Here is a 15,931-nt window from a genome sequence, read left to right as displayed (position 1 = left end):
TATCATTTTTCAAACTTAAATTTAAATATTCAATTTAAAAATAGCTTAATCTCTCAAGGCCGTCTGAAAAAGCAGCCTTGTCCAACGATAAAATATGGAGGAATCCCTGAGTATGCTCTCACTAATCCGACAAAAATCGTCGTTCAATCCTACTGTTATCAGTGCAACCCTATTGCTGGTTGCCGCGCTTTTAGCCGCCACGCTGTTCTTACCTGTTCAAACGCAACAGTTGCTAGATACTGCCAAAGCCGCTATTTTTGATTATTTCAGTTGGTTTTACATTCTGACCTTTTCCCTTTTCCTATTGTTTTTACTGCTGATTTCGGTCAGTAATTTCGGCAACATCAAGCTCGGCGTTGACGAAGACGAGCCCGAATTTTCCTTTCTCTCTTGGCTGGCCATGCTGTTTGCCGCAGGCATGGGCGTGGGGCTGATGTTTTTCGGCGTGGCCGAACCACTGTCGCATTACGCCGCGCCCATCACCGGCGGCAATGCGCAACAGGCCATGCTGCATACTGTGTTTCACTGGGGCATCCACGCTTGGGCGGTGTACGGCATTATTTCACTGGCGCTGGCCTATTTCGGCTTCCGCTACAAGCTGCCCTTAGCCTTGCGCTCCTGCTTTTATCCGCTTTTGAAAGACAAAATCAACGGGCGCTTGGGCGATACCGTTGATGTTTTGGCGCTGATTGCCACGCTGTTCGGGATTATCACCACGCTCGGTTTCGGCACGGTACAGCTCGGTTCCGGCCTGCAGCAGCTCGGTTGGATAGGCGAAAGCAGTTTTGCCCACCAGTTGATGGTGATTGTGGTGGTGATGGGCTTGGCGGTCACTTCCGCCGCCTCCGGCGTCGGCAAAGGCGTGAAAATCCTGAGCGAAACCAATCTGATTTTGGCTGCGCTGCTGATGGTATTTGTTTTGTTTACCGGCCCGACCATTCATCTCTTATCTGCTTTTAGCGACAATCTGGGCACTTATCTGGCCAACATCGTCCCGCTAAGTTTCAAAACCTACGCCTATGAGCCGCAAAATACCGGTTGGTTTACCGGCTGGACGATTTTGTATTGGGCTTGGTGGTGTTCGTGGGCACCGTTTGTCGGCCTGTTTATCGCGCGTATTTCCAAAGGCCGCACCATCCGTGAATTTATCTTCGGCGTATTAGCCGTACCCAGCCTGTTTTGCGTCTTATGGTTTACCATTTTCGGCAACAGCGCGATTTGGTTCGATACCCATGCCGCCGGCGGCGCATTGGCGGCCATGTCCGGTACGCCGGAAAAACTGCTGTTTGCCTTTTTGGACTATCTGCCGCTTTCTGCCGTCAGCAGCGTGGTCGCGCTGGTGGTGATTGCCCTGTTTTTCATTACCTCCGCCGACTCGGGCATTTATGTATTGAATAATCTGGCCTCACGCGACAAAAGTCTGGCTGCACCGAAATGGCAGGCGGTGATGTGGGGCGTATTGATGTCGGCGCTGGCGGCGATTTTGCTCAAATCCGGCGGCCTGGGCATTTTGCAGACCATGACCCTGATTACCGCTCTGCCTTTTGCCGTATTGATGATTATCATGGCATTTAGCCTGTGGAAAGCTTTGGAATCCGACCGCAAATACTTCTCTGCCGACGTAACCCCTGCCAGCGTGTATTGGACGGGCAGCCATTGGCGCGAACGCCTGCGTAAAATCATGCACCAAACACAGGAACACGACATCCACGCCTTCCTCAAATACACCGCCCTGCCCGCCATGCGCACTTTGAGTTTGGAAATGGAAAAAACGTACAGCCTGCCCGTGCACATCAACGTCATGCTCGATCAGGAAAATCCGGCGCTGGAATTCGTGGTGGAAAAAGACACCGTGCGTAATTTCGTGTACGGCATCCGCTCCGTGCGCCATGAAATCGCCGGACAACTCATCAACGAGCAAACCCTGCCGCACATCCGCCGCCCCGTAACTTACGCGCCGATGACGTATTTTTCAGACGGCCGCAGCGGATATGATGTGCAATACATGACTCGGGAAGAATTGGTGGCGGATATTCTCAAACAATACGAACGCTATCTGAGCCTGCTGGAAAACGTCGGTCAGGAACTGATGGCGCACGAACAAAGCGAGTTGGCGGAATAAGCGCGGTTTAACGTGAGTTCGAGATAAGCGTTTCCAAAAATATTTTTATGATTTTCAAAATTGTATGGCATTCCAGCAGACAGGAAATCGTTAGATTTTCGTCATTCCCGCGCAGGCGGGAATCCAGAAGCCTAACATTTCTGAAATGTTTTCAAGACAGCAGAAACCCAAACGTCTGGATTCCCGCCTGCGCGGGGGTGACAAATCCTTGCGGTTTTTGTCTGCCTAATAAAATACGGTTCTAAATTTGAAAAAAATATTCTATTAGCTTATCCTGAACCTACGTTATTTGCAGCAAATGCATAAAAGGCCGTCTGAAATTGAATTTTCAGACGGCCTTTCCTACCCACAAGCGCAGCCTTTATGACAAAACCTTGCCCACAATCTCGCCCACGTCTTTAGACAAACCGTCCTGCGCGGCAATGCGTTGCAGTTGCGCCTTCATTAAGGCGCGGCGGTGCGGCTCGAGTTTGTTGCAAAGGTTGAACGCCTGCACCAAACGCGCCGCCACCTGCGGGTTGAAGCGGTCGATTTCCAGCACCTTATCCGCCAAAAAGGCGTAACCGCTGCCGTCTTCAGCATGGAAATGCGGCACGTTGTGGCTGAATGCGCCCAGCAGCGAACGGGCTTTATTCGGGTTTTCCAAGCTGAATTTCGGATGATTCAAGGCCGTCTGAACCTGCGTCAAAGTGTCGCTGCGGTGGCTGCTGCCGATAAGGGTGAAATATTTGTCCATCACCAGCGCATCGTCGGCGAACTTGGCGGCAAAAGCGTCCAACAACGCATTGCGTTTGTCGCTTGCGCTGTGGTTGACTGCGCTCAGCATGCCCCATTCGTGGGTCATGTTTTTCGCCATTTTGTCGTATTCGAGCGCGATAAAGTCCACCGCTTTCGGCTCGGCACGCACGCTCAAGCCGCGCATGGCGTTGCGCAGCGCACGCCAGCCGGCGCGTTGGGGGGCGTATTCGTACACTTCGCCCGCGCCTGCTTCTTCCTGCTGTTGCGCAGTCAGGCGCAGTTCGGCGATTTCGTTGGCATAAGTTTGCGCCATCAAATCCAGCAGTGCTTCGCGTGCCTGATGCACGCGCAGCGGGTGGATATTGTCCTGCTCCGCCCACAGCTCGGCTTCAGACGGCACTTGCAGCAATAAGGTTTTAAACGCCGGATCGATGTCGGCGCGCAAGGCATAGCCGACGGCTTGCAGCAAATCCTGATGAGTTGGCAAGGGCTCGCCCGCCGCCAAAGCGCGTTCATTCGCGGCAACGGCGCGGCGGTACAGCGTTTGCGCCGCTTCCCAACGGGCAAAAGCGTCGGTATCGTGCGACAGCAGCAAGGCTAATTCGGTGTCGGAATAAGGGTAATTCAGAATCACCGGTGCGGAAAAACCGCGCAAGAGCGAGGGCACGACTGCGCCGCCCACGCCGCCCAACACAAATTCCTGCTCGGCTTCGGTGAGCAGCAATACGGCCTCGTTAACGCGTTTGCCCTGATAATCAAAGGCCGTCTGAACGCCGCTTTGCGCGTCCAGCAGCGCCACTTTCAGCGGCATCATCATCGGTTGTTTCTCCGCCATATCCGGTGTAGCGGGAATGCTTTGTTTCACGCGCAGCACATAATCGCCGTTTTCATTCAGACGGCCTGCCGCGTCCAATACCGGCGTACCGGCCTGACTGTACCACAGCGTGAATTGGTCGAGATTGATGCCGTTGGCGTCGGCCATCGCCGCGCGGAAATCGTCGCAGGTCACGGCGTGTCCGTCGTGGCGTTGGAAATACAGTTTCATGCCTTTTTGGAAACCTGCTTCGCCCAGCAGCGTATGGTACATGCGCACCACTTCCGCGCCTTTTTCATACACGGTCATGGTGTAAAAATTGTTCATTTCCACATAGCTGGCGGGGCGCACCGGATGGGCGGTCGGGCCCGCGTCTTCGGGGAACTGGTGCTGACGCAGCAGGCGCACGTTGTCAATGCGGCGCACGTCGCGGCTGGCGCGGTCGCCGGAAAATTCCTGATCGCGGAACACAGTCAGCCCTTCTTTTAAAGAAAGCTGGAACCAGTCGCGGCAGGTAACGCGGTTGCCCGTCCAGTTGTGGAAATATTCGTGACCGATTACCGACTCGATACCTTCAAAATCCGCGTCGGTGGCGCTGCGGCTGTCGGCCAGCACATATTTGGTGTTGAAAATATTGAGGCCTTTGTTTTCCATCGCGCCCATATTGAAATCGCCGACGGCCACGACCATAAACATATCCAAATCGTATTCCAAGCCGAAGCGCGTTTCGTCCCACTTCATCGCATGTTTCAGCGATTCCACCGCAAACGGCACTTTCGGCTTGTCCGCCGCCGTGGTGTAAAACTCAATGGCCACGTTTTTACCGCTCATGGTGGTAAAGCTGTCTTTGGTTACCGCCAAATCGCCCGCCACCAGCGCAAACAGATAGCTCGGTTTGGCAAACGGATCTATCCATTTGACCCAATGGCGGCCGTCTGAAAAATCGCCGCTGTCGGTCTTGTTGCCGTTGGAAAGCAAAACCGGATAGCGCTTTTTGTCGGCGGTAATCGTGGTGGTGAATTTGGCCATCACATCCGGACGATCGGGGTAAAACGTGATTTTGCGGAAACCCTCCGGCTCGCATTGGGTAAACAGATTGCCGCCACTCGCATACAGCCCCATCAGAGATTTGTTTTCCTGCGGCAAAATGCGCGTTTCGATTTCGGCGATAAAGTTTTCAGACGGCACTTGGTTCACCGTCAACTTTTCGTTTTCCTTATCCAGCACATAATCTACTGTTTCGCCGTCAATTTTTACCGACAGCAGCTCGGCCGAACCGTCCAACACCAGCGGCGCACTCGCCTCTTGCGGTTCGACCAACAGCCGCGCCCTTACCCGCGTTTCATCATCGAAAATATCAAACTGTAAATCGGTTTTGCGGATTTGGTACGCCGGTGCGCGGTAGTCTTTCAGGTAATGCACGGTTTTGCTCATGGGAATCGGCCTTTCAAAATAAAATATTCGTTTATATGGTTTCAGACGGCCGGAATATCAAGGTGAAAATCAAAAAGGCCGTCTGAAAACAGCTTTGACAGCGGTTTTTCAGACGGCCTTATCTGTGCATGAGTTTACATGCCCCATACCATCGAGGTCATGCTCAAGGATTTGCCGACGATGTCGTCGTTGAAAATGCGCACATTATCGCCTTGCGCCGCGCCCACGGCATACAGCAGCGGCCAGTAGTGGTCGGGCGTCGGCGCAGCCAGATTGATGTCGGCGGGATAGGCGTTTTCATCAATCAGCGCGGCGGTGTCGTTTTGCTCAACCCATTGGTTGACCAACACGCGCACGTGTTCCGCCCAATCATAGCCCGCACCGGCGGTGTCCATTGAATAGCGATCCATCGTGCGCAGATTGTGCACCACATTGCCGCTGGCAACAATCAACACGCCCTCTTCGCGCAGCGCGGCGAGTTTCTCGCCGATGGCGTAATGTTCCGCCAAATCCAAACGCACGTTCAGGCTCAACTGCACCACGGGAATATCCGCTTGGGGGAAAACGTGGCACAACACGCCCCATGTGCCGTGATCCAAGCCCCATCCGGTATCGGCGGCCACTTTGTCTTCGCCCAATAATCCGCGCACCCGCGCGGTCAGCTCGGGGCTGCCGTCGGCAGGATACTGCATGTCAAACAGGGCTTTGGGGAAACCGCCGAAATCGTGGATGGTGCGCGGTTTTTCCATCGCGGTCACGGCGCTGCCGTCGGTGTACCAGTGGGCGGAAATGGCTAAAATGGCTTTGATTCCGCTGCCGTAGCGGGTGCGCAAATCTTCGCCCAACTGCGTCCAAGCGCGGGAATAAACGGTATCCTCGATGGCATTCATCGGGCTGCCGTGGCCGAGGAACAATACGGGTAATTTCATGGTTTGACTCCTTTGATTCATCTGTATCTTCAATATGGTGCCAGTTTATGATTTTCCTATTGTTTTATCTATACCATTTTTATTAAAGCATCGTTTCAGAATAAGAAAATAAAAAGGCCGTCTGAAAACAGTTTTCAGACGGCCTGATAAACGAAATACATGATAAATCCGGCATTACGCCTGTTTTATCCGATAAACCCCGCCAAATTCAAAATAAACAGCAGCGAAAAACCAATCAGGTAAATCAAACCGATATATACCAGCGCTTTCATGCCTGCCGATACCGGATGCTTTTTATCGTCCTTAACCAAGCTGTAATTCAGCCAGCCAAACACCGGTGCCGACAAAAATGCGCAAATCATGGCAAATTTCAGCAATTCCGCCATGGCGCTGTTGAACCATAAAATCACCGCCAGACCGGACAACGCCACCCACATCATCCATGCGAACAATGCCCGCTCGCCGGTTGGCTCTTTTTTGCCACGCGCCAAACGTACCGATTCGGCCACCGCACGGGCATAGCCGTCCACCACGGTAATGGTCGTGCCGAACATACAGGCAAACGCGATAAACGCCACCAGCGGGCGCGACCATTCGCCGATGGTGACGGCATACATATTAACCAGTTGGACAATATATTTGCCGCCCGCCATCTGCACCGCCTCGCCGTTTCCGTATTGCACATACGCACCGAGAATCAGAAACACCACCGCCAGCACCGCGCTGGTCACAAAGCCGACATCAAAATCAAACATCCCGTCGCGATAGCTGACCGGATCGATTTTCTGACGCGCCGTTACCCACAGCGAATTAATGGCCGACAGCTCAATCGGCGCAGGCATCCAGCCCATCAGCGCGATGATGAAGCCCAGCGCCGCCAAGTTCCACGGCGAAGGCTCGATAAAATCAGGCTGCATCTGCATACCGCGCGACATGGCGATACCGGCGGCAAAAATCGTAGCAAGGGTTAAACTCACCACAATCAGTTTCGACACATGGTCAAGCGCCTTATAGCGTCCGGCAAACAAAATCAGTAAAGTAAACACCATCACGCCCACCGCAATGGCATTATTGGAAAACGGTAATCCCGGCAGAGCGACCTTGACGATAACCGCCGTCACCACCGCCACCGCCGCCGAGTTGACCGTGGCGGAAAGAAAACCCAACACCAGAAAAACCCACAAATACGCCCGGCTTTTTTCAGCGTATCCCTCAATCAGGCTTTTGCCGTTGTCCAAAGTATAGTGCGTACTGAAACGGAAAAACGGGTATTTAAACAAATTGGTTAAGATAATAATCAAAGCCAACTGCCAGCCATACAGCGCCCCCGCCTGCGTAGAAGCCACCAAATGCGAACCGCCGATTGCGGCAGACGCCATCAAAATCCCCGGCCCCAACGCATGCAGACGGCTGCGCCAAGTCGGTTTTGCCACAGAATGTTGTGTCATTTTTATTTTCCTCCCGTTTTCAGACGGCCTCTAATTAATGCAAAGAACGTATTTTAACGTAAGCCAAATTTTTCTTTTTTTAATTTATTAGCATTTTATTCTAAAATATTTGTTTTTATTTTATGTTTTATTTTTAAAAATTTAAATTACGATTCAATGTGCTAAAAATTACCTTTCAAATAGTCTTGTATCGCTTTTCTTCACGCTGCAACATAAAACTACACAACTTAACGATGTAACAAAGCTGTCACAATTTCATGTTAGAATAATTCTGTTTTGCCTCCCTTACAGGCAGTTTTTAAAACTGAGGAAACCCATGGCTACCGCCCCTTCCAGTGCATTCATTAAAAGAATCAATATATTATTCGCCGCCTTGCTCATTGGCATGGTCGGCTATTTCATTGCCTGGGGCATGGATTATACCCACGGCAACCACACGACTTTGTTCCTGCTGGCTACGCTATTCGGCGTGTTTATGGCCTTCAACATCGGCGGCAACGACGTCGCCAACTCCTTCGGCACCTCCGTCGGCGCCGGCACACTGACCGTGCCGCAAGCCTTGATTATTGCGGCAGTATTTGAAGTCAGCGGCGCCGTGATTGCCGGCGGCGAAGTAACCGACACCATCCGTAAGGGCATTATCGACTTAGGTGCGATGAATCTCGACCCCATGCAGTTCGTCTATATCATGATGTCTGCCTTGCTCGCTTCCGCGCTGTGGCTCTTGTTTGCTACCAAAAAAGGCCTGCCGGTGTCCACTACCCATGCCATTGTCGGCGGTATCGTCGGCAGCGCATTATGTTTGGGCTTTGTCAGCGGCAGCGGCGACGACACCTTCAGCCTGATTCAATGGGGCAAGATGGGCGAAATCGCTATTTCTTGGGTATTGTCACCATTGTTGGGCGGCTTGGTCTCCTACATCGTGTTCGGCCAAATCAAAAAGCACGTATTGGACTACAACACCGCTGCCGATATGCGCCTGAAAACCATCAAGCAAGAGAAAAAAGCCTTTAAAGAGCAACACCGCCTGTCTTTTGAAGCGCTCGACGAGCAGGAAAAAGTAACCGTCGCTTCCGCCATGGCACGCGATGCGCAAATTTACGGCGAAGCCGAACTTGACCCGACCGAATTAGAATCCGCCTATTACCGAGGCCTGTATGAAATCGACCTGAAAAAAAGCAATGTCGATAGCTACCACGCCCTGCAATCTTGGGTACCGCTGATTGCCTCCCTCGGCGGCATGATGATTACCGCCATGCTGATTTTCAAAGGATTGAAAAACCTGCACCTCGATATCGGCGAAGTCGGCAGCTACCTGATTATCTTTATGGTCGGCGCCGTCATTTGGGCAGCCACCTTTATCTACGCCAAAACCATGAAACGCAAGGATTTGGGCAAATCCACCTTCCTGATGTTCTCATGGATGCAGGTCTTCACCGCCTGCGGCTTCGCCTTCAGCCACGGCGCCAACGACATCGCCAACGCCATCGGCCCGTTTGCCGCCATTATGGACGTTTTGCGCTTCAGTAACATCGCCGACCAAAACGCCGTACCGCCGGTTGCCATGCTGACCTTCGGTATCGCCCTGATTGTCGGCCTGTGGTTTATCGGTAAAGAAGTGATTCACACCGTCGGCACTAGCTTGGCGGAAATGCACCCCTCATCCGGCTTTGCCGCCGAATTGTCCGCCGCTTCCGTGGTGATGGCCGCCTCCCTGCTGGGCTTGCCGGTATCCAGTACCCACATTTTGGTCGGCGCCGTTTTGGGTATCGGCATCGTCAACCGCAACGCCAACTGGAGCATGATGAAACCCATCGGCTTGGCTTGGGTCATTACCCTGCCCTCCGCCGCGATTTTGTCGGTTATCTGCTTCTTGGTATTGCGCAGCGTGTTCTAAATCCATCCTGATTAGCTAAACAATTAAAAGGCCGTCTGAAACAGTATTCCTGTTTCAGACGGCTTTTTTTGTATGCTGTATCAATGATTTTCTATGTAACTGTTTCGCATAAATAATAACCATTCCCGTCATTTACATAACATAAATCTTATGTTCTTTTACGCCTTTTCACATATTACAACATACTACAAAAGAGCAATATCCATGCAGGAAATACCGGTACTCCCAACCAACCAACCAACCAACCAACCAACCAACAGAGCATTTTGACGCGCTGAATGCCGAACCGCAAGCCGTCGAACCTGCTGCCGACCTCCCCCTCCCCAATCCCGATATGGGCGATATTGCCGAAAGCGCTGAATTTTTCATCCCCATCCTATTCCGAATACCCGCCTTTAGCGGGTGAAACCCCGGTTCATCCCATCTCCCGCCAGCCTGTTATCCCTACCGTTTCCAATATGGAAACCTCCTTACCGGCTGCACGCTCCGTTGAAGCAGCTGAAATGACCGCACCGAAAAGCTACCGCCCGATGAAAATCGTCGGCGGCCTGCTTACCTTAATTGGCGTGCCGTTGGCCTTGGCAGGCGGTGGTGGCGGCGGCGGAAACGCCGCGCAACGATGATACGGCAAACAATCCCACCCCTTCTTCGCCAAACACCCCGTCTTCCGAGACGGCAACAGACTTGCCCGCGCCAAGCGTACAGCAATACATTACCACCCGCATTTACTACGCAAGCGGCGCCGCACTCAGCCTGACTTCGGCCGATAATGTGGATTTATCTAAGCTGGAATACCGCAGCGTTTCTCCCGACCCGCAAGCCGTTTTAGCCAGCTATCAAAATGACAGCGATGGCGACGGTCTGATTGACGCCATCGACAGCCAAGCTGATATGTGGAATGTATCCGAACGCGATTTACGGATGTTTGCCACGTTGTCATACCAAACTCCGATTGTTTTAGCCGACACTTTCAACGATACCGCCAAAGCCCATATCAGCAGCATTGACAAAGAGTTTGAAAACGCAGCTTCCGTTACCGAACTAACGCCCTATTGGACATTATTGAAAGCCGAAAGCCCGGGAGATGGTTTGGATTATGCCATCTTTGCTAACGGGCTAAACGCAGACGGCAGCTATGACAATGTGGTGGTGGCATTCCGAGGTACTGAAAAGTTCAGCTTCTCAGACTGGGTGGCCAATTTCAAATTAGTTTCCGGTAACACACCTGCCCAAATCAGCTATCTGCAAAGCATTGCTGACTATATTGCTACTTTTAAGCCAACCAATCTGTACAGCACCGGCCATTCGCTCGGCGGCTATCTGGCGCAGTTTTTTGCCGCCTATACCGTTCCTAACACTACTGCATTGGCTGACAGTTTCAGTCATAGCAGCCTATTTAATCCTGCCGTACTGACCGTAGATTCGGGTTCTTCCACAGCGTTAAAAACCGCCCGCAGCAATACGGATGAGATGGTAAAAACCGTTATTACCGATAACAGCGATGTTACGGAAGCTGTCAGCCTGTACCGCAGTAATTCCTATGTGATTAAAGGAGAATGGGTTAGTTCTGGACCATCAGCTCTACTAGTCTGGATAAGATTACTCTTCAGCGGCCTCGGTACTTATGAAAACGCCAATATCTACGATGTCAAAAGCGATGAGATTTGGGGCAAACACAATATGTCCAGTTTCTATGAAAACAGCAGCCAACTGGAAAGCGTTTTTTCACGCGGTAGCCGTATCGACAGTTGGTATGCTAACCCCTACACCCTCGACACCGACAACGACGGTTTTTCAGACGGCATAGAAGCCAAGCTGAATACCGCCGCCGATGACCCCGACAGCGTGCCTTATACCGTTGTTGACGACAGCCCGATAAGCGCCGTGGTGCAAACCGTATCCGCCGATGGCACGGTATTGTCCGCGCAAACCGTTGAGCTAGTTGCCGAACGCGATGGCGAAAATGTAGTGTATCGGCCGTCTGAAAGCAGTATCCGCGACATTGCCGCCGATACGGTCGATTGGGAGGCGTTGGCTACGCAAACCCATAGCGGCACGGCTGTTTTAAGCGGCACAAGCGGCGATGACATCATTACCGGCAGCAACGGCAACGACCGCTTGTGGGGCAACCTCGGCAGCAACACCATTGTCAGCGGCGCAGGAGAAGATGTGATTGTCTTTACCGCCAGCGATATTGTCGGCGGCGCAACCGACCACATCACCGATTTTGATACCGCCGCAGACCGCATTGATTTGAGCGGCATGCGCGCGCTATTTAGCGACCATACCGACAATATCGACTGGAGCAGCCTGTTTGTCGCGTCAACCGAGCAAAGCGGTTTGATCTATGACAACTAAGCTTCTACGCTAGCCTACCGCGCAGCGGGTAGTGTAAATACGACCGTTTTTGCTGCTTTTGATAATGGCGCAACTATTGGCGCCGAAAATATTATCGGTTGATTTTGCCTTATTTTTCAGACGGCCTGATGTATCGTCCGTCTTTTCTAACCACAAAGGAAATACTATGAAACTGTTCTTCTCTACCCTATCCGCCGCCGCACTTTTAGCTGTTACCGGTTGCGCCAGCGTCAGCCATGCGCCGCAAGAGGCTGCCGGTCAAGCCAAAACTTTTGCCGCACCCGCAGAAGGCAAAGCCGGTTTGTATGTGTATCGCAGCAACAGTATTAAAGGTTCTGCCTTGAAAAAAGATGTTTGGGTTGACGGCAAATGCTTAGGCGAAACCGCACGCGGCGTATTTTTCTATACCGAAGTTGACGGCGGCAAAAGCCATACGATTGCCACTGAATCTGAATTTTCAGCCAATTCTTTGAATTTATATACAGAAGCCGGTAAGAATTACTTTGTGCGCCAATACATTAAAATGGGCGTATTCGTTGGCGGCGCCAATTTGGAGCAAGTGGCGGAAGCAGAAGGCAAAGCAGCCGTACAAACTTTAAATATGGCCGCTACCGGAAATTGCAGTAAACCTAATCCTTAATCTAAGCTAAAAAGGCCGTCTGAAACAAATCCCTGTTTCAGACGGCCTTTTCTATCCTATCCCATCACTATCAATGGCGGAAATGGCGAATCCCTGTTACCACCATGGCAATGCCGTGCTCGTCGGCAGCGTCGAACACTTCTTGGTCGCGCATGGAACCGGCGGGGTGGATAATGGCTTTAATGCCTTGTTCGGCAATCACGTCCACGCCGTCGCGGAACGGGAAGAAGGCGTCGGAAGCAGCGCAGGCGCCGTTTAAATCCAGATTGGCGTCTTGCGCTTTGCGGGCAGCAATGCGTGTTGAATCTACACGGCTCATCTGGCCGGCGCCGATACCATAGGTTTGGCCGCCTTTACCGAATACAATCGCATTGGATTTCACGTATTTGGCGACTTTCCATACAAACAGCAAGTCCTGCCATTCCTGCTCGGTTGGCTGGCGTTTGCTGACGACTTTCACATCTTCGCGGCGGATTTGGTGGATGTCGGGGGTTTGTACCAGCAGACCGCCGCCGACGCGTTTCAATTCAAAGCGGTTGGCACCGGCTTGCAGCGGCACTTCCAATACGCGCACGTTTTTCTTGGTGGCGGCGATTTCCAGCGCTTCGGCAGTAAATGAAGGCGCCATCAACACTTCCATAAATTGATTGTCGGTAATTTGTTTCACGGTGGCGCCGTCCACTTCGCGGTTGAAGGCGATAATGCCGCCGAAGGCGCTGGTGGTGTCGGTGGCGTAGGCCAGCTTGTAAGCGGTCAGGGTATCGGCGGCCACGCCCACGCCGCACGGGTTCGCGTGTTTCACAATCACGCAGGCGGGTTGCTCGAAGGATTTGACCGCTTCCCAAGCCGCGTCGGAGTCGGCGATGTTGTTGTAAGACAATTCTTTGCCCTGCAACTGTTTATACGCGGCAAGGCTGCCCGCTGCGGGGTAGATGTCGCGGTAGAATGCGGCTTGCTGGTGCGGGTTTTCGCCGTAGCGCATGTCTTGCACTTTCAGCCAGCTTTGGTTGATTTGCTGCGGGAAAGTGTGCACTTCCGGCTCGCCGCTCAATTTGTCGTCGGACAAGGAGGTCAGGTAATTGGAAATCATGCCGTCGTATTGCGCGGTGTGGCTGAAGGCTTTGCGGGAGAGGTTGAAACGGGTTTTGTCGCTCAAGGCTCCGCTGTTGCTTTCCAACTCGGCGGCTACGGCGGGGAAATCGGCGGTATCGGTGACGATGGCGACGTGTTTCCAGTTTTTCGCGGCGGAACGCACCATGGTCGGGCCGCCGATGTCGATGTTTTCAACCGCATCTTCCAGCGTGCAGCCGGGTTTGGCGATGGTGGCGGCGAAGGGATACAAGTTGACCGCTACCAAATCGATATTGCCGATTTGGTATTCTTCCATTTTGGCAACGTGTTCTTTCAAATCGCGGCGGCCAAGGATACCGCCGTGGATTTTCGGGTGCAGCGTTTTTACGCGACCGTCGAGCATTTCGGGGAAGCCGGTGTAATCGGCCACTTCAATCACGGGCACGCCCGCTTCGGCCAGCAGCTTGGCGGTACCGCCGGTGGACAAAATCTCTACGCCCAATTTGGTCAGGGTTTGGGCAAATTCAACCACGCCGGTTTTGTCGGACAGGCTGATTAGGGCACGTTTGACGGTTGCCATTGAAGTTCCTTTTTGATGAAATGAACGCGGCGGCCGTCTGAAAAATCATGCACACGGCCGCTGTTGGAAAAATTTTGATGATGGATAGGCGGTATTATCCGCTATTTTGCGGTTTTCCGCAGTAGAAAATGTTGACAATTCGGCTTATCGAACGTAAAAAAACATGCCGTTTCAAAGCGTGAAGCCCCACGCCTTCAGACGGCCTTTTCCCTCGCCAACCATCTGGGCAATACGCCTGCGCTAAAAGTGGCGGCAATCACCAGCACAATGCCCAAGCCCGACAATAAAGATACCCGCTCGCCCAGCAGCAACACCGCCATCAACACGCCGAATACCGGTTCCAGCGAGGTCAAGAGCCCCGACAAATTAGCGTTGACGCGGTTCATGCCCTTGTTCCACGAGCGGTAGGCCAACCAACTGCATGCAATACCGAGATACAACACCGCCGCCGTACCCGGTACATTCCATTCAATCCGGTAGCTGTCGGCCAGCAATAAAGAAAACGGCAGGCACAACACTGCTGCCGCCGCCAGCGAAACCGAGGTATAAGCCGCCGCGCCAATATCGGCAATCAGCCGTTGCGTCGGGCGCATGGCGGCGCAAAACACCAAACCGCCTGCCAACACCAGCAGGCAGCCGAACAAGTCAATCTCGCCACCCTCTTCGCCGCCGCCCGCAATCAGCAGCGCCACACCCGCAAACGCCGCCGCACCGCACAGCCAGTGATACCATTTGGCTTTGTCGTGAAAAAAGAAATGGCCGACAAACACCATCATCAGCGGCTCTAGGCCGATAATGGTAATGCCGCTGGCGGCGGAAGTGTAACGCACGCCGACAAACTGCAACATCAATACCGCCACATAATTCAAAAAGGCCAGCCACAGCAGCGGTTTCCATTTATCTTTGGGAATTTTACCCAGATAACGGCGGCAGAAAGGCAGCACCAGCAAGGCGGCAATCAGCAGCCGCGCCTGCACCATCAAGGCGGCATCCATCATGGTGAAGCGTATTTGGCGGCGACGAAGGAGCTGCTCCAAATAATCAGGGCAAGGATTTGATAGAGCATAAAACAGCCAAGTCAAAATAATTTCAGACGGCCTTGCCGTCTGTTTGAAAAATAGATACGTCATTCTAACGCAATAAAGGCTTGGCCGGTACACCCGCCACTTTCACGCCGTCTGCAATGTCTCTGACCACCACCGACCCTGCGCCCACAACCACCTCGCGGCCAATACGCAGATTCTGCCGCGTACAAGCGCCGATACCGACCCAACTCAATTGCCCGACCAAAGTATTGCCCGCCAAGCGCACGCCCGGGCAGATGTGCGAAAAGTCTTCCAATAAACAATCGTGATCCACGGCAGCGGCGGTATTCACAATACACCCCCTGCCGATATAAACATCCGCCTGAATCACGGCCGCTGCCAATATCATGCAGCCTGCACCGATTTTCGCACTGCGGCTGATGATGGCGCTGGGGTGGATAATGGCGGGCAAGGCAAAACCCAAGGCCGCAACCTGATCGGTAATGTGTTCGCGGGCGGCATTATTGCCGATGGCCACTGCAATATCGTATTCATCCGCCAAAACGGTGTCGCCCAAGGCATCCCATCCGGCCACAACCGGAAAACCGACCACTTCCCGCAGCGTACCCGCCCTATCGTCTAAAAAAACGATTTCCTGCCAGCAGCCCATCAAAGCCGCCGTCTCCGCCACCACCTTGCCATGCCCGCCCGCGCCAATAATGGCCAGCTTCGGTTTGTTTTGCATCATGAATCATCCCTTTATTTTTTATTGAATTTTGTCGCTAGGCCGTCTGAAAACAAAGTCATGCTTAGACCTAAGCCATGACTCTAAATCGATACGGCTGCAAAATATTACCTTATAATATTATTTTCAT

The 15,931-nt window shown here is 52.7% G+C and carries 10 protein-coding genes and 1 pseudogene; 5 read left to right on the top strand and 6 right to left on the bottom strand.

What is annotated here, in order from left to right; genetic code table 11:
- The first annotated feature begins 106 nt into the window (after positions 1-106).
- Positions 107-2,122 carry a BCCT family transporter gene (locus tag J2T37_RS04465; protein ID WP_253354093.1) on the top strand — a complete coding sequence of 672 codons (2,016 nt, stop codon included), beginning with the start codon at positions 107-109 and terminating at the stop codon, positions 2,120-2,122.
- 361 nt (positions 2,123-2,483) lie between these two features.
- Here the strand turns inward: J2T37_RS04465 and pepN are convergent, their stop codons facing one another.
- The 3 genes from pepN to J2T37_RS04450 form a co-directional block, all read right to left on the bottom strand.
- Positions 2,484-5,108 carry an aminopeptidase N gene (gene pepN, locus J2T37_RS04460; RefSeq protein ID WP_253354064.1) on the bottom strand — a complete coding sequence of 875 codons (2,625 nt, stop codon included), beginning with the start codon at positions 5,106-5,108 and terminating at the stop codon, positions 2,484-2,486.
- A gap of 134 nt (positions 5,109-5,242) precedes the next feature.
- Entirely contained in the window at positions 5,243-6,037 is a 795-nt protein-coding gene (gene ygiD / locus J2T37_RS04455; RefSeq protein ID WP_253354063.1) for a 4,5-DOPA dioxygenase extradiol, read from the bottom strand.
- A gap of 185 nt (positions 6,038-6,222) precedes the next feature.
- Positions 6,223-7,485 carry an Nramp family divalent metal transporter gene (locus tag J2T37_RS04450; protein WP_253354062.1) on the bottom strand — a complete coding sequence of 421 codons (1,263 nt, stop codon included), beginning with the start codon at positions 7,483-7,485 and terminating at the stop codon, positions 6,223-6,225.
- A gap of 316 nt (positions 7,486-7,801) precedes the next feature.
- Here J2T37_RS04450 and J2T37_RS04445 point away from each other — a divergent pair, with 316 nt between their 5' ends.
- The 4 genes from J2T37_RS04445 to J2T37_RS04430 all read left to right on the top strand — a co-directional run bounded on the left by J2T37_RS04445 (position 7,802) and on the right by J2T37_RS04430 (position 12,380).
- A complete protein-coding gene (locus tag J2T37_RS04445; RefSeq protein ID WP_253354061.1) occupies positions 7,802-9,382 on the top strand; it encodes an inorganic phosphate transporter in 1,581 nt (526 codons plus the stop codon).
- 278 nt (positions 9,383-9,660) lie between these two features.
- Entirely contained in the window at positions 9,661-10,005 is a 345-nt protein-coding gene (locus tag J2T37_RS04440; protein ID WP_253354060.1) for a hypothetical protein, read from the top strand.
- Positions 9,944-11,740 (top strand): M10 family metallopeptidase C-terminal domain-containing protein, encoded by a 1,797-nt coding sequence (locus J2T37_RS04435; protein WP_253354059.1) that lies wholly within the window; start codon positions 9,944-9,946, stop codon positions 11,738-11,740. The genes J2T37_RS04440 and J2T37_RS04435 overlap by 62 nt, the downstream gene beginning before the upstream one ends.
- A 166-nt stretch (positions 11,741-11,906) precedes the next feature.
- Positions 11,907-12,380: a DUF2846 domain-containing protein gene (locus J2T37_RS04430; RefSeq protein ID WP_253354058.1), complete on the top strand. Its 474-nt coding sequence runs from the start codon at positions 11,907-11,909 to the stop codon at positions 12,378-12,380.
- Positions 12,381-12,450: 70 nt separating this feature from the next.
- Here the strand turns inward: J2T37_RS04430 and purH are convergent, their stop codons facing one another.
- The 3 genes and pseudogenes from purH to J2T37_RS04415 all read right to left on the bottom strand — a co-directional run bounded on the left by purH (position 12,451) and on the right by J2T37_RS04415 (position 15,804).
- Positions 12,451-14,031 carry a bifunctional phosphoribosylaminoimidazolecarboxamide formyltransferase/IMP cyclohydrolase gene (gene purH, locus J2T37_RS04425; RefSeq protein WP_253354056.1) on the bottom strand — a complete coding sequence of 527 codons (1,581 nt, stop codon included), beginning with the start codon at positions 14,029-14,031 and terminating at the stop codon, positions 12,451-12,453.
- A gap of 194 nt (positions 14,032-14,225) precedes the next feature.
- Positions 14,226-15,097: pseudogene (locus J2T37_RS04420) on the bottom strand (DMT family transporter).
- Between the two features lie 65 nt (positions 15,098-15,162).
- Complete coding sequence (locus J2T37_RS04415; protein WP_253354054.1) at positions 15,163-15,804, bottom strand: acetyltransferase; 642 nt, start codon at positions 15,802-15,804, stop codon at positions 15,163-15,165.
- Positions 15,805-15,931 lie beyond the last annotated feature (127 nt).

This window comes from Neisseria perflava, from assembly GCF_024170405.1.
Lineage (GTDB): Bacteria > Pseudomonadota > Gammaproteobacteria > Burkholderiales > Neisseriaceae > Neisseria > Neisseria perflava_B.
Note: the sequence above shows the minus strand (reverse complement) of the source record. Positions and strands in the feature narration are given on the sequence as shown.